This window comes from Microbispora rosea (assembly GCF_900156315.1).
Taxonomy (GTDB): Bacteria; Actinomycetota; Actinomycetes; order Streptosporangiales; family Streptosporangiaceae; genus Microbispora; species Microbispora rosea.
Genome location: NZ_FTNI01000014.1, coordinates 62,652 through 83,775, shown reverse-complemented (window position 1 = coordinate 83,775; position 21,124 = coordinate 62,652). Strand labels below are relative to the sequence as shown.

Below are 21,124 nucleotides of genomic sequence, written 5' to 3'. Positions count from 1 at the left end.
ATGCCAAACATCTGGAGTGAAGAGTTCGGGGCCGCGGCCGACGCGCCGATCGTGCTGGTGATGGGTTCGATGTCGCAGGGGATCCTGTGGCCCGACGAGTTCGTGGGCCGGCTCGCCGCCGGCGGCCGGCGCGTGATCCGCTACGACCACCGCGACACCGGGATGTCCGACATCATCGACTTCGAGAAGGATCCGTACACGTGGGACGACATCAAGGACGACGTGCTGCGGGTGATGGACGCGCACGGGCTGGACGGCGCGCATCTGGTCTGCCACTCGGCGGGCGGGCTGCTCGGGCAGCTGATCGCGGTGGAGCGGCCGGAGCGCGTGCGGACGCTCACCGTCATCGGCTCGTCGCCGCTCGGCGGCGGTGAGGGCGCGGTGCTCATGCGGGCGCTGATGGGTGAGCCGCAGCCCGAGGGCAGCCTGCCCGAGCCGACGCCGGAGTTCGTCGCGTTCTACCGCGAAGTGATCGCCGCGCCGCCGCCGCGCGACCGGCGCGAGCGGATCGAGCGCATGATCGCGGAGGACCGCGTGCTGCACGGCGGCGGCCTTCCGTTCGACGAGGACGCCTCGCGCAGGCTCGCCGAACGCCTGTACGACCGGGCGCGGGACCTCGACTCGGCGGCCAACCACCGGCTGGCCGCGGCGGCGAAGCCGGATTTCGAGCCGGTGGGCGTCCTGCACCGGATCACGGCTCCCACCCTGGTCGTCGAGGGCACGCACGAGCCGGCCAAGCCGGGCCACGGCGCCCTCATCGCCGAGGGGATCCCCGGCGCCCGCCTGATGACGGTCCAGGGCATGGGCCACACCCTGCCGCCCGAGGTGCACGAGGAACTCGCCGGCGCCGTCCTCGCCCACACGTCCTGACCCTCCGGCCCGCTTCCCCATTGCGCGCCTTCGGCACGCTTCCCATGGCGCACCTCCGGCACGCTTCCCCATTGCGCGCCTTCGGCACGACCCCGCCCACCGCGTGCCTGCGGCACGACCTGCCCACGGCGCGCCTGCGACACGACAGGCGCCCTTGCACTCTGCATGATCGCGAACGTGGTCTGCCCAGGTCAGCGAGGGCGCCCGGCAAGTCACTGCAAGATCACGGGGATGGTCGCCGCAGGTCAGCGGGGACGGCTGCGACAAACTACAAGATCACGGGGGGTGGGGGAGGGGGGTTAGTGGCCGGTGAATTTGGGGCGGCGCTTCTCGGCGAAGGCCGTCATGCCCTCCCGGGCGTCCTGGGTCGCGAACAGCCCGGAGAACTGGAGGCGCTCGATCTCCAGGCCGGTGTCGAGGTCGGCCTCCAGGCCGTGGTCGATCGCGAGCTTGGCCGCGCGCACCGCGGTGACCGGCCCTCCGGCGAACGTCGCGGCGAGTTCGAGCGCCGCCGTATAGACCTCGCCGTCGGGCACCACGCGGTCGACCAGGCCGATGGCGAGGGCCTCGGCGGCGTCCACGTGCCGCCCGGTGAAGATCAGCTCCTTGGCTTTGGCGGGCCCGACCAGCCGGGGCAGGCGCTGGGTCCCGCCCGCGCCGGGGATGATCCCGAGGGTGATCTCCGGCTGGCCGAGCTTCGCGCTCTGTCCGGCCACCCGGAAGTCGGCGCACAGCGCGAGCTCGCAGCCGCCGCCCAGGGCGTACCCGGTGATCGCCGCGATCACCGGCTTGCCGATCCGCGCGACCGCGGTGAAGCAGTCCTGCAGAGTGCGTGAGTGCACGGCCATGTCGGCGTAGGACATGACCGCCATCTCCTTGATGTCGGCGCCGGCCGCGAAGACGCGCTCGCCGCCGTAGACGATGACCGCGTGCGTGTTCGGATCGGCGTCCACGAGGCGCGCGGCCTCCGCGATCTCCTCCTGGACCTGCCGGTTCAGCGCGTTCATCTTCGGCCGGTCGAGCCGGATCGTCGCGATGTGCTCGGAGATCTCCACCCTGACGAATTCACCCATGGCCCCCACCATAAAGGGGAGATCAGCGGCCGAGCGGGAGGGGCCGCCGGGCCGCGGCCGCCCTCGCCGCCACGACGCCGTGGTAGACGCGCTCGTATCCCCCGACCATCACGGGCACGTCGAAGTGCCGGACCACGCGGTCGCGCACCGCGTGCGGGTCCAGCGCGGAGACCGCCTCGATCGCGGCGGGAAGCTCGCCGGGCGTGTCGCGGACGTAGCCGGTCACCCCGTCCACCACGATCTCGGGCGCCGCGCCCCGCCGCAGCGCCACCACCGGGGTGCCGCAGGCCATCGCCTCGATCATGACCATGCCGAAGGGCTCGTCCCAGAGCAGCGGGAGCACCAGGCAGCGGGCCCGGGAGAACAGGTCGTTCTTGAGCGCGCCGTCCGCCTCCCCCAGGTATTCGACGCCGGGCCCGAGCAGCGGCTCCACCCGCTCGCGGAAGTAGGCGTGCTCCGCCCGCTCGGCACGCCTGCCGACCAGCAGGATGCGGCGGCCCGCCGCCCGTGCCGCCTCGATCGCGAGGTGGGCCCCCTTGTCGGGGCTGAGCCGCCCCAGCCACAGCACCCAGTCGTCCTTGCGCTCCCGGAACGGCCACGCGGCGACGTCCAGCGCGTTGTGCACCCGCCCCACCCAGTTCAGGTCGGGCGCGTGGGCGCGCTGAGCCGCGGAGATGGCCACCAGGGACACGTCCCCGCCGAGGCTCCGGTAGTAGTCGCCGAGCTCCCCGCTCACATCGTTGTGGCAGGTGACGACCGTCGGCACGAGCCGCCCTGCGGCGGTGAGCGGACCGGCCAGCGAGTGGTCGTGGACGATGTCCACGTCCAGGCCCTGCAGGAGGCGGGCCGCCTCGGCCGCGTGCACCACTTCGGGGAAGGACTCGCCGATCCGGTCCGAGGGCGGCTCGTCGTAGGTCCGCAGATCCACCTCGCGGCCGGCCCCGATGACGGTGACCCGGTGCCCGCGCGCCCGCAGACCGCGGACGAGCGCGGCGGTCACCGCCTCGATGCCGCCGTACGTGCGAGGCGGCACGTCATACCACGGCGGAGCGACCATCCCGATGTGCAGGGCCTGTGCCATGGTGCTGGTCTACCCCTCTCACCTGCGAGGGAAGCAGGCGAGAGAGGTGACAGGGACCGGACGCGACCTAGCGCAGGGTGCCGTTGGTCATGCCGACCGGCTCCTCCGGCACGGCGATGAGGCCGAGCTCCGCCGCGGACGCCATCAGCGGGTGGAACGGGACCACGCGCACGCTGTAGCCGAACGCGCCGGTCCGGTCCAGCGGCACGACGCCGGTGTAGTACGCACGGCCGTCGTCGCCCACCGAATCGACCTTCAGCGTGACGTAGCCGGGCGAGAGCAGCTCGTCGTGCGCGCCCACCCGGCCGTAGGCGGCCTGGACCTGGACGTCCTCCGGCGACAGCTCGCCCAGGGCGATCGTGGCCCGCAACTCCAGCCGGGCCCCCAGCTCGGGGGTGTCCCCCACGCCGGTCGCCTCGACGTGCTCGACGCGCACGCCCGGCCATGCCTTGGCCACGCGCAGCTTCCAGGCCGCGAACAGCCGGGCGTCGCCGTAGCCGTCGGCCGCGAGCGTGCGGGCGGAGGCGGCCGCCGGGGTGTACAGGTCGGTGACGTAGTCCCGCAGCATGCGCCCGGCCAGCACCTTCGGCCCGAGCGAGCTCAGCGTGTGCTTGACCATTTCCAGCCAGCGCCGCGGCAGGCCGTCGGCGGCCCGGTCGTAGAAGCGGTCGGCGACCTCACGCTCGATGAGGTCGTACAGCGCCGTGGCCTCCAGGTCGTCGCGGCGCGCGGGGTCGTCCACGCCGTCGGCGCTGGGGATCGCCCAGCCGTTGTTGCCGTCGTACCACTCGTCCCACCATCCGTCGCGGATGGACAGGTTGAGGCCGCCGTTGAGTGCCGCCTTCATGCCGGACGTGCCGCACGCCTCCAGCGGGCGCAGCGGGTTGTTCATCCACACGTCGGAGCCCGTCACCATGAGCTGCCCGAGCGCCATGTCGTAGTCGGGCAGGAAGACGATGCGGTGCCGCACGTCCTCGGAGTCGGCGAAGCGGACGATCTGCTGGATCAGCTTCTTACCGCCCTCGTCGGCCGGGTGGGCCTTGCCCGCGATGACGATCTGCACGGGCTTGTCCGGATCGAGCAGCAGCCTGCGGAGCCGGTCGGGCTGGCTGAGCATGAGGGTCAGCCGCTTGTAGGAGGGCACCCGCCGGGCGAAGCCGATCGTCAGCACGTCCGGGTCGAGCGCCTCGTCCACCCAGCCCAGCTCGGCCTCGCTGGCGCCGCGCTGGCGCCACGACTTGCGCAGCCGCCGCCGCGCCTCCACGACCAGGCGGGCGCGCAGCGTGCCCCGGATGCCCCAGATGTCGGCCTCGGAGAGCTTGTGCACGCCCTCCCAGCCCTGCGCCTTGTCGATCAGCGAGGGCAGCTCCTCGCCGGCGAGCTCCATCATCTCCCGGCCGACCCACGTCGGGGCGTGGACGCCGTTGGTGATCGAGCCGATCGGCACCTCGTCCACGTCGAAGCCCGGCCACAGGCCCTGGAACATCTCCCGGCTGACGTGGCCGTGCAGCTCGGACACGCCGTTGACCCGCTGGGCCAGCCGCATGCCCATGACCGCCATGTTGAACACCGACGGGTCGGCGTCGGGGCCCTCCGGCTCCGCGCCGAGCGCCAGGATGCGGTCGACCGACACCGTCGGCCAGGCGTTCGAACCGCCGAACTGCCGGGCGATCATCTCGGCGGGGAACCGGTCGATGCCCGCGGGGACCGGCGTGTGGGTGGTGAACACCGTCCCGGCGCGTACGGCCTCCAGGGCCTCCTCGAACGACAGCCGCGCCTCGGTGAGCTCGCGGATGCGCTCCAGGCCGAGGAAGCCGGCGTGGCCCTCGTTGGTGTGGAACACCTCGGGCTCGGGACGGCCGGTGATCCGGCAGTAGGCCCGGATGGCCCGCACGCCGCCGATGCCGAGCAGCAACTCCTGCATCAGGCGGTGGTCGCCGCCCCCGCCGTACAGGCGGTCGGTCACGTCCCTGGCGACCGTGTCGTTCTCGGCGACGTCGGAGTCGAGCAGGAGCAGCGGCACCCGGCCGACCTGGGCCACCCAGATCTGGGCGTGCATGACCCGCCCCTCGGGGAGGCCGATCTTGATGCGGGCCGGCGCGCCGTCCTCCTCCTTGAGGAGGGTCAGCGGCAGGCCGCCGGGGTCGAGGGAGGGGTAGTGCTCGAGCTGCCAGCCCTCGGCGGACAGGGACTGGGTGAAGTAGCCGTGCCGGTAGAGCAGGCCGACGCCGAGGATCGGCACACCGAGGTCGCTGGCGGCCTTCAGGTGGTCGCCGGCGAGGATGCCGAGGCCGCCGGAGTACTGCGGCAGGGCGGCGGAGATGCCGTACTCGGGCGAGAAGTAGCCGATCGCCTTCGCCGCGCCCTCCAGCGACTGGTACCACCGGGGGGCGGTCATGTACTCGCGCAGGTCGTCGGCGGCGTCGGCCAGACGGCGCAGGAAGCGCCGGTCCTGGGCGAGCTCGTGCAGCCTTTCGGCCTCGACCGCGCCGAGCAGCGCGACGGGGTCGTGATCGACACGCTCCCAGACCTCGGGATCCACCTCGGCGAACAGGTCCATGGTCTCGGGGTGCCACGACCATCGGAGATTTTGGACCAACTCGCCCAGGGGTGCGAGCTGTGAGGGAAGAACGGTTCGGACAGTGAACCTGCGGATAGCTCTCACGGGGCCAGACCCTAGTTACTCAGCGCCACGAAGCGCGACCGAATCAAACTTGTCGTCCTGCGATGCCACTTCTCGAAGGCTCTCACCACCATCAAACCGGTTCAAACCTCACCAAAGTACCCTTGAGCTGGTGATGTCCGCGCCGGACGGCGGTGGCCGGCACGCAATGATCGATCTCCCCGCGGCGCCGTCCCAAACACGGGGAACGGTCTTTCGTTCGGCAGGGGTAAGAGTGGACTATTAGGGCAACCCCTGTATGACGAGGAAGGACCGCGGCCAGCGGCTCCGATCTCTCGCGCTGCCGCCCGACCACAGCTGTTCCCGCCCCGCAAACCCCGGCGGCACCCGGTGTGCCGCCCCCGAGTACGAAGTGACGATGATCGGACGCATTCCCATCCAGGACATCCAGCCCGTCGTCGACTGCGGCCAGTGGCCCGCCAAGGCCGCCGCGGGAGAGACCTTCGAGATCAGTGCGACGGTGTTCCGCGAAGGACACGACGCGGTCGCCGCCGGCGTGGTGCTCACCGACCCGAGCGGCACGCCGGGCCGGATGCTGCCCATGCGCGAGGTCGCGCCCGGCACCGACCGGTGGAGCGTCGAGGTGACGCTGCCCACCGAGGGCCTGTGGCAGTTCCGGGTGGAGGCGTGGAGTGATCCGATCGCCACGTGGATGCACGACGCGGGCATCAAGATCCCGCGTGACCTGGACGCCGACCTCATGTGCGAGGAGGGCGCCCGGCTGTTCGAGCGGGCGGCCAAGGGCGTGCGGGCGGCGGACTGCACGGCGGCGGAGGCGGGCGGCACCTGCGGTCACCGCGCCGCCCTGCTGGCCCTCGCGGCCCGCCTGCGGGACGAGGCGGTGGACCCCAGGGCGCGCTTCGCGGTGACCCAGCTGCCCGAGACGGCCGCGCTGATCGCCGCGCACCCGCTGCGCGACCTGCTCACCCGGTCGGGCCGCAACCGCGTACGGGTGGACCGGCGGCGGGCGCTGTTCGGCTCCTGGTACGAGTTCTTCCCCCGGTCCGAGGGCGCCATGGTGGGGCAGGAGGACGTCGCGCCCAAGCCGGGCACGTTCAGGACGGCGGCCAAGCGGCTCCCCGCGATCGCCCAGATGGGCTTCGACGTGGTCTACCTGCCGCCGATCCACCCGATCGGGACGCAGTTCCGCAAGGGCCGCAACAACACCCTGACCCCCGACCAGTACGATCCCGGGTCGCCCTGGGCCATCGGCTCACAGGAGGGCGGGCACGACGCGATCCACTCCGACCTGGGCACGATCGAGGACTTCGACGAGTTCGTCGCCAAGGCGCGCGAGCTGGGCATGGAGGTCGCCCTCGACCTCGCGCTCCAATGCTCCCCCGACCATCCCTGGGTAAAGGAACACCCGGAATGGTTCAATATCCGGGCCGACGGCTCGATCGCGTACGCCGAGAACCCGCCGAAGAAATACCAGGACATCTACCCCCTGAACTTCGACAAGGACCCCGAGGGGATCTACGCGGAGATCAAGCGGGTGGTCCGGCACTGGATGGACCACGGCGTGCGGATCTTCCGGGTGGACAACCCGCACACCAAGCCGGTCCGGTTCTGGGAGCGGCTGCTGTCCGACATCGGCGCGACCGACCCCGACGTGCTGTTCCTCGCCGAGGCGTTCACCCGCCCGGCGATGCTGCGCACGCTCGCCAAGGTCGGGTTCCACCAGTCGTACACGTACTTCACCTGGCGCAACTCCAAGCCCGAGGTGGAGGAGTACCTGCGGGAGCTGTCCCACGAGACCTCGCACTACCTGCGGCCGAACCTGTTCGTCAACACGCCCGACATCCTGCATGAGTACCTCCAGCACGGAGGCCTTCCGGCGTTCAAGATCCGCGCCGTTCTGGCCGCGTTGATGGCGCCTACGTGGGGTGTGTACTCCGGGTACGAGCTGGCCGAGAACGTCCCGGTCCGTCCGGGCAGCGAGGAGTACCTCGACAGCGAGAAGTACCAGTACAGGCCGCGTGACTGGGCCGAAGCGGAGCGTGAGGGCCGCAGCCTTGCCCCGCTCATTACCCAGCTCAATTTGTTGCGAAGAGCGCACCCGGCACTCCAGGAATTGCGTAACCTACGGTTTCACAACGTCGACCAGCCGAACGTGATCTGCTTCTCCAAGCGGCTGCCCGGCGCCTATGACACGGCCTCACGACGGCACGGACTAGGCGATGTCGTGCTGGCCGTCGTCAATCTGGATCCACACAACACACACGAGGCGACGGTCTGGCTCGACATGCCGGCCCTCGGTCTCGACTGGCATGCCGAGTTCGTCGTGGACGACCAACTGTCGGGCGAGTCGTACCGCTGGGGGCAGGCGAACTACGTGCGCCTCGACCCGCACGTCCATCCCGCACACATTCTCACGCTCCGCCACGGGTCAGCGCACCGCCCGTGAGCGCAGCTCGGCACATCCGGGGAGTCAAAAGGTGAGCTCGACGACACCTCAGCCCAGTCACACCCAGCCCAGCCACACGCAACCGGTCCCCAACACCTTCACCGAGGAGGAGCCACGGGACAAGTACTGGTACAAGCGGGCTGTCTTCTACGAGGTGCTGATCCGGGGCTTCGCCGACTCGAACGGCGACGGCACCGGCGACATCCGTGGCCTCATCGAGAAGCTGGACTATCTCCAGTGGCTCGGCATCGACTGTCTTTGGCTGCTCCCGCTGTACGAGTCCCCCCTCAAGGACGGCGGGTACGACATCTCGGACTACATGAAGATCCTCCCGGACTTCGGTGATCTGGGAGACTTCATCAGGCTTGTGGACGAAGCCCACAAACGGGGCATCCGGGTCATCGCCGACCTGGTCATGAACCACACCAGCGACCAGCACCCGTGGTTCCAGGCGTCCCGCCACGACCCCGAGGGCCCGTACGGCGACTTCTACGTCTGGAGCGACACCGACGAGCAGTACAAGGACGCCCGGATCATCTTCATCGACACCGAGGCGTCCAACTGGACCTTCGACCCGGTCCGCGGGCAGTACTACTGGCACCGGTTCTTCCACCACCAGCCGGACCTCAACTTCGAGAACCCGGACGTGCAGGACGCGATGCTGGAGGTCATCCGCTTCTGGCTCGACCTGGGCATCGACGGGTTCCGGCTCGACGCGATCCCCTACCTGTTCGAGCAGGAGGACACCAACTGCGAGAACCTGCCCGCGACCCACGCGTACCTGAAGCGGGTGCGGGCCGATGTGGACCGCCTCTACCCCGACCGGGTGCTGCTGGCCGAGGCCAACCAGTGGCCCGCCGACGTGGTGGAGTATTTCGGCGACCCGGTCACCGGCGGCGACGAGTGCCACATGGCCTTCCACTTCCCGCTGATGCCGCGCATCTTCATGGCGGTGCGGCGGGAGTCGCGCTACCCGATCTCGGAGATCCTGGCCCAGACGCCGAAGATCCCCGAGAACTGCCAGTGGGGCATCTTCCTGCGCAACCACGACGAGCTCACGCTCGAGATGGTCACCGACGAAGAGCGCGACTACATGTACTCCGAGTACGCCAAGGACCCCCGCATGCGGGCCAACGTCGGCATCCGCCGCCGGCTGGCGACGCTGCTGGACAACGACCGCAACCAGATCGAGCTGTTCACCGCGCTGCTGCTCAGCCTGCCCGGCTCGCCGGTCATGTACTACGGCGACGAGATCGGCATGGGCGACAACATCTGGCTCGGCGACCGGGACGGCGTCCGCACGCCCATGCAGTGGACGCCCGACCGCAACGCGGGCTTCTCCAGCTGCGACCCCGGCCGGCTCTACCTGCCGGTGATCATGGACCCGATCTACGGATACCAGGCGATCAACGTCGAGGCGCAGCAGAAGAGCGCCAGCTCGCTGCTCCACTTCACCAAGCGGATGATCGAGATCCGCAAGCGTCACCCGGTGTTCGGCCTCGGCGAGTTCACCGAGCTCAACTCGTCCAACCCGAGCGTGCTCGCGTTCGTGCGCGAGCTGGGCGACGACCGGGTCCTGTGCGTCAACAACCTGTCGCGCTTCCCCCAGCCGGTCGAGCTCGACCTGCGCAGGTTCGAGGGATCCACGCCGGTCGAGTGCATGGGCGGAGTTCCCTTCCCTCCGATCGGCGAGCTTCCGTATCTTTTGACGCTCCCCGGGCATGGGTTCTATTGGTTCACACTGCCCGTCACGCATAGGACGGCCGGCACGAAGGAGGAGTGACGACTTCACTTCAGGGACTCCTGGCCGGCTGGATCACCGGACAACGGTGGTTCGCCGGCAAGGGGCGCGCCATCGACGACCTGTCCATCGACTCCGAGATCGAGATCGCCTCCGGCGACCCGGCGTTGCTCCATCTGATCGCGTGTGTGCGGCAGGGGGAGCGCCGCACGCGCTACCAGATCCCGGTCGGGCTGCGCGAGCACCTGCCCGACCGGCTCGGGCACGTCCGGATCGGCACCTGGCGCCGCGACGACGGCCGCGAGGTCGAGGTGTACGACGCGCTGCACGACTCCGCCCTGACGGGGCATCTGCTGGAGGGGATGGCCGCCGACCGCCGGTTCGACGGCCTCGGCTTCCACCCCGCGCACGGGGTGGAGATCGACACCTCGCAACGCAGCCTGGTGCTGACCGCCGAGCAGTCGAACACCTCGCTGGTGTACGGCGACACGTACATTTTCAAGCTGTTCCGCCAGCTCAACCCGGGGGTCAACCCCGAGCTGGAGATCATCACGGCGCTGGCGGACGCGGGCTCGGCCCACGTGGCCAAGCCGTACGGCTGGATCGAGACCGAGCTCCAGGGCGAGCCCACCACCTTGGCGATCATGCAGGAGTACCTGCAGAACGCCAACGAGGGCTGGTCGATGGCGCTGACCAGCGTGCGCGACCTCTACGCGTGCCCGGAGGACATGCCGGCGGAGGACGCCGGAGGCGACTTCGCCGCCGAGGCGCAGCGACTCGGGGTGGCCACCGCGCAGGTGCACCGGGAGCTCGCACGGGCCTTCCCCACGGGGACGATCGAGCCGCCCGAGATCAAGCGGATGACCGAGCGGTTCCGCCGCCGCGTGGACAAGGCGGTCTCCGAGGTGCCGCGCCTCGGCGAGCACGCCGACGTGGCCGCCGAGGCGTTCGACCGGCTGGCCGACCTCGGTCACGAGATCCCGGTGCAACGGGTGCACGGCGACTACCACCTCGGCCAGGTCATGCGCACGATGACCGACTGGGTGGTGCTCGACTTCGAGGGCGAGCCGGGTCAGCCGCTGGCGGAACGGCGGGCGCTCGACTCGCCGTTGCGCGACGTGGCGGGCATGCTGCGCTCCTTCGAGTACGCCGCACGGCACCTGTTGGCCGGGCATCCCAACGCCGCCGCGCTGGAGGGCCGGGCCAGGGAGTGGTCCGAGCGCAACCGGGCCGCGTTCCTGGCCGGCTACTCCGAGGGCGGCGGGCGCATCCGCGGCGACGACGCGGTGCTGCTGCGCGCGCTCGAACTGAGCAAGGCGGTCTACGAGGTGGTCTACGAGGCGCGCAACCGCCCCTCGTGGCTGCCCATCCCGCTCGCGGCCTTTCGCTGACAAGATCGGGGTGTTCGGAGGGATATATCTAGGGCAGGTTGGGCGACATGGACTTGGACCGGCTGGCGGGTGGCGCGCATCACGACCCCCACTCCATCTTGGGGGCCCATCCCGGGCCCGACGGCGTCACGATCAGGGCCCTGCGCCCCTTCGCGGAGAGGGTCGAGGTGCTGGCCGACGGGTCGGCGCACGCGATGAGCCATCTCGCGTTCGGGGTGTTCGAGGTGACGCTGCCCGGCGTCGACAAGGTCCCCGACTATCACCTGCGCATCACCTATCCCGACGCCCCGCCGTACGAGACGGACGACCCCTACCGGCACTGGCCGACGCTGGGCGAGCTGGACCTCCACCTGATCGGTGAGGGCCGGCACGAGCGGCTGTGGGAGGTGCTCGGGGCGCGCGTGATACGTCACGAGGACGTGGACGGGACGGCCTTCTCGGTCTGGGCGCCCAACGCCCAGGGCGTGCGGGTGATCGGCGACTTCAACCACTGGAACGGCGCCGCCCACCCCATGCGCTCGCTCGGCCGGTCGGGCGTGTGGGAGCTGTTCCTCCCGGAGATCGGCGAGGGCACGCGCTACAAGTTCCAGATCCTCGGCCTCGACGGGATCTGGCGGGAGAAGGCCGACCCGATGGCCCGCCGCACCGAGGTGCCCCCGGCGACGGCCAGCATCGTCGAGAGGTCCGCCTACGAGTGGCGCGACGAGGAGTGGATGACGGCCCGGCCGTCGCACGACGCCCTCGCCGAGCCGATGAGCACCTACGAGGTGCACCTGGGCTCCTGGCGGCCCGGTCTGTCCTACCGCGACCTCGCCCGCGAGCTGGTCGCGTACGTCACGGACATGGGCTTCACCCACGTGGAGTTCCTGCCGGTCGCCGAGCACCCGTTCGGCGGCTCGTGGGGCTACCAGGTGACCTCCTACTACGCCCCGACCTCGCGATTCGGCTCCCCCGACGACTTCCGCCACCTGGTCGACGAGCTGCACCGGGCCGGCGTCGGCGTGATCGTGGACTGGGTCCCCGCCCACTTCCCGATGGACGAGTGGGCGCTGGCCCGCTTCGACGGCACGCCGCTCTACGAGCACGCCGACCCCGACCGCGGCACCCACCCCGACTGGGGCACGTACGTCTTCGACTTCGGCCGCAACGAGGTGCGCAACTTCCTCGTGGCCAACGCGCTCTACTGGCTCAAGGAGTTCCACATCGACGGTCTGCGGGTCGACGCCGTGGCCTCGATGCTCTACCTCGACTACTCGCGGCGTGAGGGCGAGTGGACGCCCAACGAGTACGGCGGCAGGGAGAACCTCGACGCGATCGAGTTCCTCAAGGAGATGAACGCCGTCGTCTACCGCGAGGAACCGGGAATCGTGACGATCGCGGAGGAGTCGACCGCCTGGCCCGGCGTGTCGCGGCCCGTCCACCTCGGCGGACTCGGCTTCGGCTTCAAGTGGAACATGGGCTGGATGCACGACTCGCTCAACTACATGTCCCGCGAGCCGATCTACCGGCAGTATCACCACCACCAGATGACGTTCTCCCTGATGTACGCCTTCTCGGAGAACTTCGTGCTGCCGCTGTCGCACGACGAGGTCGTCCACCTCAAGGGGTCGCTGCTGGGCAAGATGCCGGGCGACGAGTGGCAGCGCTTCGCCAACCTCCGCGCGCTGTACGGCTTCATGTGGGCCCACCCCGGCAAGCAGCTGCTGTTCATGGGCGGCGAGTTCGGCCAGGGGGCCGAGTGGTCGGAGGCGAACGGCCTCGACTGGTGGGTGCTGGACTTCGACTACCACCAGGGCGTACGCCGCCTGGTGAAGGACCTGAACCGCGTCTACCGGGAGTCGCCCGCGCTGTACTCGCGCGACAACACCCACGAGGGCTTCCGCTGGATCGACGCCGACGACGCCTCGGGCAACGTGCTGTCGTTCCTGCGCTATGGCGCGGACGGCTCGGTGCTGGCCTGCGTCGCCAACTTCTCCGGCAGCCCGCACGAGGACTACCACCTCGGCCTGCCCACTCCCGGGCGGTGGGAGGAGATCCTCAACACCGACGCGTACGAGTACGCCGGGAGCGGCGTCGGCAACATGGGCGCGGTCGAGTCGGTGGAGGCGCCGTGGCACGGGCTGCCGTGCTCGACCCGGCTGAGCCTGCCGCCGCTCGGCGTCGTGTGGCTGCGCCCGGTGGAGAGCCCGACGGCCGTGAGCCCGGAGATGGAGGAGACGGCCACCGAGGCGGCGGACACCGAGCGAACGGACATCGAGCCCGAGGGCCTGGTCGCCGAGCTCTGACGCCCGGCCGCAGTGGACAAGGCGGGCCCGGGAAAGGCCGGTCAGACCGTGCTGACCACCGCCAATTCGCGGGCCGAGCGGCCGTTCGCACGGCCGGAGGTGAGGCTCACGGCTCTTTCAGCAGCGCCTCCTTGGCCGAGGCGGCGAGCCATCTCTCCGCGCGTTCGAAGTCCCAGCCGCGTTCGCCGACGAGAAGGAACCAGGAGCGCTGCCCCAGGTAGAACCAGAGGACGTCGAGGGCCGAGGCGCGGTCCAGTTCAGGACGCAGAGCGTCCAGCGTCACCAGCCGGTCGGCCACCACGGCGAGCGCGTTCAGATATTCGCCGTTGGCCTCCTCGGTCACCTCGACGCCGGACGCCTCTCCCAGACCGCCGTGGAGCAGCCGGAACAGGACGTCCCAGTGCCGTTCGTGGGTGGCGCGGGTGCCGGCCGCGGTGATGTCGACGATCTCACGGGGATCCGTCGCCGCGACCGCCGCCTTGAGGGTCTCGGTAACGCGCCGGTCGTGTACCGCCGGGGCCAGGATCTCCGCCAGGATGGCCGCCTTGCCGCCCGCGCTGCTGTACACCGTCTGCACCGCCACCTGCGCCGCTTTGGCGATCTGCGACACCGTCACGGCGGTGTACCCGTGCGCGGTGAAGAGCTCGCGGGCGGCGCCGATGATGGCACGGCGGGTGTCGGCGGCGGCGTCGGCGCGACGCGGAGAGTGATACCTGTTCACCCGGCAATAGTAGAAGTGTCTGTTGACTAGATGTGTCTCTAATCAATAGTGTGCCGCTCGTGCAAAATTCAACTAATGAGCCCGTAGCGGTCATCGAAACCCGCCTCGCCCACGACACCCACCGCGCCGCCTCGGCACTGTTGGCCGACGCCGCGAAGCGGCCCTCGGTCCCCGGCGCGGCCCTCACCGAGTTGCGCGACTTCCTGGTGGCCAACCTGCACCACCACCACGAGAGCGAAGACCGGGAGCTGTGGCCCCTGGTCATCGCCGCCTCCTCGGAGCGCGCCGCGGGACTGGCCGCGCTCAGCACCGAGCACGAGGAGCTCGACGCGGCCCTCGACGCCCTCGGTTCCATGCCGGTCGAGGACGGCGCCGGCCGGGACGCCCTGGCGAAGGCCGCGATCGCGGTGCGTGACATCGTTGATCGCCACCTCGCCCATGAGGAGCCCCTCCTGTTCCCGGCGCTGCGCGAGCTGTCCCCCGAGACCTGGGACTCGTTCTCCGAGCAGGTGATCGCCACCACGCCGCCCGTCGGCGCCCACCTCATGGTCGGCTTCCTTGACCAGGTCGGCACCGCGGAGGAGGTCGAGATCCTGTTGTCCCGGCTGCCCGAGCCGCTCCAGCAGTTCGTTCCGCAGATGCGCCTCGCGGCGAAGGAGACCTTCGCCGCCCTCGCCCCCGCGAAGTGACGGGCGGCTCATACCGTGACGACGACCTTTCCGGGGGCGTGCCCCTGCTCCACGTACGCGATGGCCGCCGGGATCTCGCCGAACGGGTAGCTGCGGTGGACCACCGGGGTGACCTTGCCGTCCTCGATGAGTTCGGTCAGCCGCATCAGGTCGCCCCGGATGTTCCGGGCGCCGACCACCTGGGTCATGACCACGCGCTGGGACACGAACGGCGACACCGCGAGCGTCGCGAGAGTGTGGCCGACGGGTTGCAGCCACCGTCCGGCCGGCCCGCCGACGACGACGTGCGTCCCCCGGGGCTTCAGCACCCGCGCGCAGGCCCGCAGCGAGCGGGTGCCCGCGATGTCGAGCAGCACGTCGTGGCGCGGCCCGCGCCGGGTGAAGTCCTCCTTCGTGTAGTCGACGACCTCGTCCGCGCCGATCGACCGCACCAGCTCGGCGTTCCGCCCGCTGCACACCCCGGTGACCTCGGCGCCGAACGCCTTGGCGAGCTGCACGGCGAACGTCCCGACGCCGCCCGAGGCCCCGTTCACGAGAACGGCGTGGCCCGCCTGGACCCCTCCCTGGTCGAGTGCCATCAGCGCGGTGACGGCCGCCAGCGGCACCGCGGCCGCCTGCTCGAACGACAGGGTCTCCGGCTTGCGGGCCAGCGCGCTCTCCGGCACGCACACGTACTCGGCGAAGCCGCCCTGGGTGAGCAGCGCGAACACCTCGTCGCCCGGGCGGAACCCCGTGACGCCCGCGCCGATAGCCTCGACCTGTCCCGCCACGTCGGCGCCCAGGATGCCGATTCGCGGCCCGCGAGGGCCGAGCGTGCCGCCCATCAGCCGCGCGGCGTACGGCTCGCCTCGCATGTGGTGCCAGTCGTACGGCTGGACGGAGGTGGCGCGCACCCGGACCAGCACCTCACCGGGGCCGGGCACGGGCGTGCCGACGTCGGTGAGCTCCAGGACGTCGGGGGGACCGTACGAGCGCAGGACGTAGGCCTTCATGGGATTCTCCTCATCACCTCGGCGGTGGGGAGTGCCAGCGTAAGAAGCGCCGCGCGCAGGGCGTATCAGCCGAAAGTACGCCCGATCGGCGGCCGATCGGACGGCACAGATCAGGCCGTTGCGCCGATGAACCGCAGCCCCCTCGCGGACCACGATCGGCGCATGACCGAATCGATGGAACGGCCCGCACTCGCCCGGAGCACCGCAGCAGGCGGGAATCGCAGGGCGGGATGGCTCGTGCCCGCCGCGCTGATCGCGCTCAGCGCCGTCCCGGTGATCGCCGGTTCCACCCGGCTGGGGCAACTGGCCGGCGGCGGGCCGATCACCCACGACAGCGTCCGCTATTTCGCGACGCCCGCGCCCGTCGTCGCGCACATCGTCTCCGTCACACTGTTCAGCGTCCTGGGGGCCCTCCAGTTCGCCCACGGACTGCGCCGGCGCAGGCCCGCCTGGCATCGCGCCGCCGGCCGGCTCGTGGTTCCGTCCGGGCTCGTCAGCGCGTTCTCAGGTCTGTGGATGACGCTGTTCTATCCCCCGTTGCAGAACGACAGCGCCCTCCTCGTGGGCCTGCGACTGGTGTTCGGCACCCTCATGATCGTGTCTCTCGTCCTCGGCTTCGCGGCGATCCGGCGCCGGAACGTCGCCCGTCACCGCGCGTGGATGACGCGGGGCTACGCGATCGGCATGGGAGCGGGCACCCAGTTGCTGACCGTCGGTCCGTGGATGGCGCTGGCCGGCGAGCCCGGCCCGCTCCCCCGGGCGCTGCTGATGGGCGCCGGATGGGTGATCAACCTCGTCGTCGCCGAGTGGGCCGTCCGCAGAGGCCCCCGGCTCCCGGCTCCGTCCCGCAGGGCGAGGTAGGCGGCTCATACTCGCCGCGGCGCGCCGGGGAAGCAGCAGCGGGGTCGCCAGCAGGAGCACGCCGGCCAGGCCGATGGCCGTACGCGGGCCGAGCAGGCCGCCCAGCACGCCCCAGACCGCCGTCAGGAGCGCGGTCGAGGCCTTGGTCGTCACGGCCCAGGCGGACAGGGTGCGGGTGACCCGGCCGGTCGCGGTGCGATCGAGGCGGTAGGTGGCGTAGACGGGGTTGAAGACGCCGCAGCAGAAGATGAGCCCGAGCTCGACGCCCATCACCAGCAGCAGCCCTCCGGTGCCCGCTCCCACGAAGGCCAGGCCGACGGGCCAGAGCGCGCGCAGCACCCCGGACACGACCAGGACCCGGTGCTGCCCGAACCGGGTGACGAGCGGCCGGGCCAGCCGCGCACCCAGCAGCCCGCCGATCGAGGGCGCGGCGAAGGCGAGGCCGTACTGCCACGGCGCGAATCCGAGCGGGCCGAGCATCAGGACGGCCAGCAGCGGGCTGGTGGCCATCACCAGGCCGTTGAACACGGCGGTGTTGAAGAACAGGGGCCGCAGCGCCGGATCGGCGAGGATGTACCGCCACCCGTCGAGCAGGTCCCCGGCCCGCGGGCGCGTGGCCTCCCGGCGCTCGGGCCGCGGCTCCCCGCCGCCCGTCGCCCGGATGCCCAGGGCCGAGAGCAGGTAGCTGACCGCGTCGGCCACCACCGTCGCGACCGGGCCGAGGAGCCCGATCAGGGCACCGCCCAGCGGAGGTCCGATGATCGTGGTCGTCCAGGCCGTGGACTCGAACCGGGCGTTGGCGACGAGCAGGTCCCCGGCCGGCACCAGCGTCTTCAGGTACGCGCCGGAGGCGGCGCGGAAGGTGATGTCGGCCGCGGCGGCGACGACCGAGACCAGCAGGAGCTGGACGAAGGAGAGCACGCCGAGCGCGAACGCGGCGGGGATCGTCAGCAGCGCCGCGAACCGCGCCAGGTCCATCCCGATCAGCACCGGCCGCTTGCGGCGGAACTCCACCCACGGGCCCAGCGGCACCGCCACGGCCGCGCCCACCGCCGCCCCGACGGACGACAGCGCCGCAACCTCTGCCGGGCCGGCGTGCAGCACCTGGATCGCGATCAGCGGGAACGCGCCGAAGGCGAGCCAGGTGCCGAGCGCGCTGGTCCCGTACGCTGCCCAGAGCCACCCGAACCGCCGCCCCAGCCGGTGCCCGTTCCGCATGTCCGACCCCCGTCACTCACCCGCACAACCGATCCGCGACGGGAAGCATCAAATCGAGCACCATGACCGGGGATCAAACAACGGCAGAGCCACCGGGCCACAACCGGCGGTTGTATCCCTAGGGTGTCCGCATGGACATCGAGACCGTCCGGACCTTCGTCGCCGCCGCCGACGCGGGGCAGTTCCAGGAGGCCGCCGCCGATCTGGCGGTCACCCAGCAGGCCGTCTCCAAGCGCATCGCCGCGCTGGAGCGCGACCTCGGCGTTCGGCTGTTCACCCGCACGCCGCGCGGCGCCGAGCTCACCATCGACGGGCAAGCGTTCCTGCCCCACGCCCGTGAGCTGCTGCGCGGCGCGGAGCGCGCGGTCGCGTCCGTGCGCACCGGCCGCCGCCCGCTACGCGTCGACATGATCGCCTCGCGCAGCGCGGCCTCGGGCCTGATGCGCGGCTTCCACCGCGCGCACCCCGACATCGACCTCGACGTGGTGATGCTGTTCGACATCGAGAAGGCCGTCGCCGCCATCCGGTCCGGCGCCATCGACGCGTCCTTCCGCGCCGTCGCCATGCCCGGCCGGCCCCTGCCCGAGGACATCGAGGCCGTCCGGGTGCTCGACGAGCCGCTCCAGCTCCTCACCGGCCCCGCCCACGCGCTGGCGGGCGCCCGGTCGGTGACGGTCGCCCGGCTCGCCGGGCACCGCATCTGGATGCCCGGCATCGTCCCCGGCACCGAGTGGGCCGCCTACTATGACGACCTCGTCGCCGAGTTCGGCCTCACGATCGAGGCGACCGGCCCCAACTTCGGCTCCGACGCGCTCCTCGACACCATCGCCGACACCCCGGCCCTGGCCACCTTCATGGGCGGGCACACCCGCCTCGTCTGGCCCGCCGGATACGACCTGCGCCGGATCCCGGTGACCGACCCCGTGCCCGTCTATCCGCACTCGCTCCTGTGGCGCCGCGACGACCCCCACCCCGCGCTGGCCACCCTCCGCGCCCATCTCGCCGCCGCCACGACGGGCCGCGACGCGGCCGGGACCTGGACGCCGCGGTGGGCGATCCCCCGCTGAACGCCGCAGCCCCGAGCCCGGCCCCCGGTCAGCTCCTGACGCGGCCGGTCTCGTAGGCCCAGATGGCGATCTCCACGCGGTTGCGGGCGCCGAGCTTGGCCATCAGGCTGGCGACGTGCGTCTTGACCGTGCTGAGCGAGATGTGCAGCTCGGCGGAGATCTCGCCGTTGGTCCGGCCGCGCGCCACCGCGGCGAGGATCTCCTCCTCCCGGTAGGTGAGCGCCTCGATAGGCTGCGCGGGTGAGGCGGCGGGACCGGTGCGGGCGAAGGTCCCGAGCAGCCGCGCGGTGACGCTGGGGGCGATCAGCGCGTCTCCGCCGGCGGCGGCGTGCACGGCCTGTGCGAGCATGTCGGCGCCGGCGTTCTTCAGCAGGAAACCGCGGGCCCCCGCTCTCAGCGCGGCGTAGACGTACTCGTCGAGGTCGAACGTGGTGATCACGACGACGGCGAGGGGGTCGGCGACGTCCGGCCCGGCGAGGGACCGGGTCGCCTCGATGCCGTCGGTCCCCGGCATGCGGATGTCGAACAGGCACACGTCGGGGCGCAGCCGTCGCGCGAGCTCGACGGCCCGCCGCCCGTCGGGGGCCGTGCCGACGACCTCGATGTCCGGCTGGGCGTCGAGGATCATCGATAGCCCGGTGCGGACGATCTCCTGGTCGTCGGCGATCAGCACCCGGACGCCGTGCCCATCGGCTCGCTCGCTCATGTCGCGGCCCCGGCCCGGGGAAGCACCGCGGTCACCGTCCACCCCCCATCGTGGTCCGGGCCGGCCACGCACGTGCCGCCGAGCAGGTTCGCCCGCTCGCCCATGCCGATGATCCCGTATCCCGGCGGCACGGCCGGACGGCCGGAGCTCCCGTCGCCGTCGTCGCGCACGCACAGGCGCACCGCCGTCTCGTCCGCGGCGACGCGCACCTCGACCCGGGTGGCGCGGCGCGCGTGCCGTACGGCGTTGGTCACCGCCTCCTGGGCGATGCGGTAGACGGCGGACTCGACCGACGGCGACAGGCCGTCCAGGTCACCCGCTATCTCCACCTCGACCGCCGGGTGGTGGGAGCCGCCCCGGCTGGCGAGCCGTTCGAGCTCGGCGATGCGCCGGCCGGGAGTCAGCTCCGCCGGCCGGTCCCGGCGCAGGACGCGGACGATGGCGCGCATCTCGTCGAGGGCCCGTGCCGCCTCGGCCTCGATCACGCGGAGCGCGTCGGCCGCGGCGTCCGGACGCGACGCCGCCGTGGCGAGCCCGGCCTGTGCGCGGATGGCCATGGCGGAGACGTGGTGTGCGACGGTGTCGTGCAGGTCGCGCGCGAGCTGCTCGCGCATCAGCAGCTTGACCTGGTCGAGCTCGCGCATCCGCGCCCCGGCCCGATAGCGGAACGCGCCGCCCAGGCTGGTGGTCGCGAGCATGACGGCGAACGGCCCGATCACGTCGGGCAGAGCGGCGTGGTCGACGAGCACGGACAGACCGGCGGCGGCCAGCATGAGCCCCAGGCCGGCCGCGATCTCCCTGCCCGACCCCCACCGGAACATGGCGTACGGCAGGATCAGCATGTATCCCAGCGTGTACATGTCGAGGGTCGCGCCGGTCACGAGGACCGGGATCACATCCGTCGCGACGAAGCAGATCGCGAGCATCGCCAGCGGCCGGGTCCGCCGCCACAGCAGGATGGGGACCAGCCCGGCGGTGACGGCGACCTCGAAGAGCCGCCACGGAAGGTCCGGCCGCAGCACGCCTTCGAGCACCGCGAGCGGCACGAGCACCCCGACGAGCGCCCAGTCCCGCCACACGCGTACGGGTGGATCGGGGGGACGGGGCTCGGACCACACGGAGCGGACGAAGCCGTGCACCGAATCATGGTACGAGAGCCGGCGCCCGCCGCGCCGCCCCCGTGTGGAGACTGTCCTGTCGCCCCCGGGCCGGGCCGACCTTAGCGCAGGCTTAAACGACACTTAGAGGGCGACGAGGGCGTTGACCCTCTCCCTGTCTGTGCTTACTCTCCTAACTAATAGGAAACTTTCCTGTCCTTTACCCCCCAAGAGCAGGAGCT

15 protein-coding genes and 1 pseudogene are annotated in these 21,124 nt (G+C 71.2%); 8 read left to right on the top strand and 8 right to left on the bottom strand.

Annotated elements, in window-relative coordinates; genetic code table 11:
* Positions 1 to 870 (top strand): alpha/beta fold hydrolase, encoded by an 870-nt coding sequence (locus BXA11_RS20375; protein WP_076436820.1) that lies wholly within the window; start codon positions 1 to 3, stop codon positions 868 to 870.
* 299 nt (positions 871 to 1,169) lie between these two features.
* Here BXA11_RS20375 and BXA11_RS20370 read toward each other — a convergent pair whose 3' ends face one another.
* The 3 genes from BXA11_RS20370 to glgP form a co-directional block, all read right to left on the bottom strand.
* A complete protein-coding gene (locus BXA11_RS20370) occupies positions 1,170 to 1,943 on the bottom strand; it encodes an enoyl-CoA hydratase/isomerase family protein (protein WP_030506138.1) in 774 nt (257 codons plus the stop codon).
* A gap of 22 nt (positions 1,944 to 1,965) precedes the next feature.
* Positions 1,966 to 3,024: a glycosyltransferase family 4 protein gene (locus BXA11_RS20365; protein WP_076436818.1), complete on the bottom strand. Its 1,059-nt coding sequence runs from the start codon at positions 3,022 to 3,024 to the stop codon at positions 1,966 to 1,968.
* A gap of 67 nt (positions 3,025 to 3,091) precedes the next feature.
* Positions 3,092 to 5,689 (bottom strand): alpha-glucan family phosphorylase, encoded by a 2,598-nt coding sequence (glgP, locus tag BXA11_RS20360; RefSeq protein ID WP_076436815.1) that lies wholly within the window; start codon positions 5,687 to 5,689, stop codon positions 3,092 to 3,094.
* Between the two features lie 376 nt (positions 5,690 to 6,065).
* On the opposite strand from glgP, the gene BXA11_RS20355 reads away from it, so the two are divergent.
* The 4 genes from BXA11_RS20355 to glgB are packed head-to-tail and all read left to right on the top strand — an operon-like array spanning position 6,066 to position 13,531.
* Positions 6,066 to 8,114: an alpha-1,4-glucan--maltose-1-phosphate maltosyltransferase gene (locus BXA11_RS20355; protein ID WP_076436813.1), complete on the top strand. Its 2,049-nt coding sequence runs from the start codon at positions 6,066 to 6,068 to the stop codon at positions 8,112 to 8,114.
* Positions 8,115 to 8,145: 31 nt separating this feature from the next.
* Complete coding sequence (gene treS, locus BXA11_RS20350; protein WP_076436811.1) at positions 8,146 to 9,897, top strand: maltose alpha-D-glucosyltransferase; 1,752 nt, start codon at positions 8,146 to 8,148, stop codon at positions 9,895 to 9,897.
* Complete coding sequence (locus tag BXA11_RS20345; protein WP_076436810.1) at positions 9,894 to 11,246, top strand: maltokinase N-terminal cap-like domain-containing protein; 1,353 nt, start codon at positions 9,894 to 9,896, stop codon at positions 11,244 to 11,246. The genes treS and BXA11_RS20345 overlap by 4 nt, the downstream gene beginning before the upstream one ends.
* Positions 11,247 to 11,293: 47 nt before the next feature.
* Entirely contained in the window at positions 11,294 to 13,531 is a 2,238-nt protein-coding gene (gene glgB, locus BXA11_RS20340) for a 1,4-alpha-glucan branching protein GlgB (protein ID WP_083744427.1), read from the top strand.
* Positions 13,532 to 13,637: 106 nt separating this feature from the next.
* Here glgB and BXA11_RS20335 read toward each other — a convergent pair whose 3' ends face one another.
* Positions 13,638 to 14,252: a TetR/AcrR family transcriptional regulator gene (locus BXA11_RS20335; RefSeq protein ID WP_076436808.1), complete on the bottom strand. Its 615-nt coding sequence runs from the start codon at positions 14,250 to 14,252 to the stop codon at positions 13,638 to 13,640.
* A 50-nt stretch (positions 14,253 to 14,302) separates the two neighbouring features.
* Between BXA11_RS20335 and BXA11_RS20330 the strand changes: the two genes are divergently transcribed.
* Positions 14,303 to 14,941 (top strand): hemerythrin domain-containing protein, encoded by a 639-nt coding sequence (locus tag BXA11_RS20330; RefSeq protein ID WP_204053776.1) that lies wholly within the window; start codon positions 14,303 to 14,305, stop codon positions 14,939 to 14,941.
* An 8-nt stretch (positions 14,942 to 14,949) separates the two neighbouring features.
* Here BXA11_RS20330 and BXA11_RS20325 read toward each other — a convergent pair whose 3' ends face one another.
* Positions 14,950 to 15,933 carry an NAD(P)-dependent alcohol dehydrogenase gene (locus BXA11_RS20325; protein WP_076436806.1) on the bottom strand — a complete coding sequence of 328 codons (984 nt, stop codon included), beginning with the start codon at positions 15,931 to 15,933 and terminating at the stop codon, positions 14,950 to 14,952.
* Between the two features lie 126 nt (positions 15,934 to 16,059).
* On the opposite strand from BXA11_RS20325, the gene BXA11_RS20320 reads away from it, so the two are divergent.
* The gene (locus BXA11_RS20320; protein WP_143734415.1) at positions 16,060 to 16,794 is read left to right on the top strand and encodes a DUF2306 domain-containing protein; all 735 of its coding nucleotides are present in this window, start codon (positions 16,060 to 16,062) and stop codon (positions 16,792 to 16,794) included.
* Here BXA11_RS20320 and BXA11_RS20315 read toward each other — a convergent pair.
* A pseudogene (locus BXA11_RS20315) lies at positions 16,777 to 18,012 on the bottom strand (MFS transporter); the annotation flags it as partial. The gene BXA11_RS20320 and the pseudogene BXA11_RS20315 sit on opposite strands and share 18 nt — an antisense overlap.
* 131 nt (positions 18,013 to 18,143) lie before the next feature.
* Here BXA11_RS20315 and BXA11_RS20310 point away from each other — a divergent pair.
* On the top strand, positions 18,144 to 19,079 hold the full coding sequence (locus tag BXA11_RS20310) for a LysR family transcriptional regulator (protein WP_076436800.1): 936 nt from the start codon (positions 18,144 to 18,146) through the stop codon (positions 19,077 to 19,079).
* Positions 19,080 to 19,107: 28 nt separating this feature from the next.
* On the opposite strand, the gene BXA11_RS20305 is transcribed toward BXA11_RS20310, so the two are convergent.
* Positions 19,108 to 19,785 carry a response regulator gene (locus BXA11_RS20305; RefSeq protein WP_076436978.1) on the bottom strand — a complete coding sequence of 226 codons (678 nt, stop codon included), beginning with the start codon at positions 19,783 to 19,785 and terminating at the stop codon, positions 19,108 to 19,110.
* Complete coding sequence (locus BXA11_RS20300; RefSeq protein ID WP_076436798.1) at positions 19,782 to 20,924, bottom strand: sensor histidine kinase; 1,143 nt, start codon at positions 20,922 to 20,924, stop codon at positions 19,782 to 19,784. Before BXA11_RS20300 ends, BXA11_RS20305 begins: the two co-directional genes overlap by 4 nt.
* Positions 20,925 to 21,124: the final 200 nt, after the last annotated feature.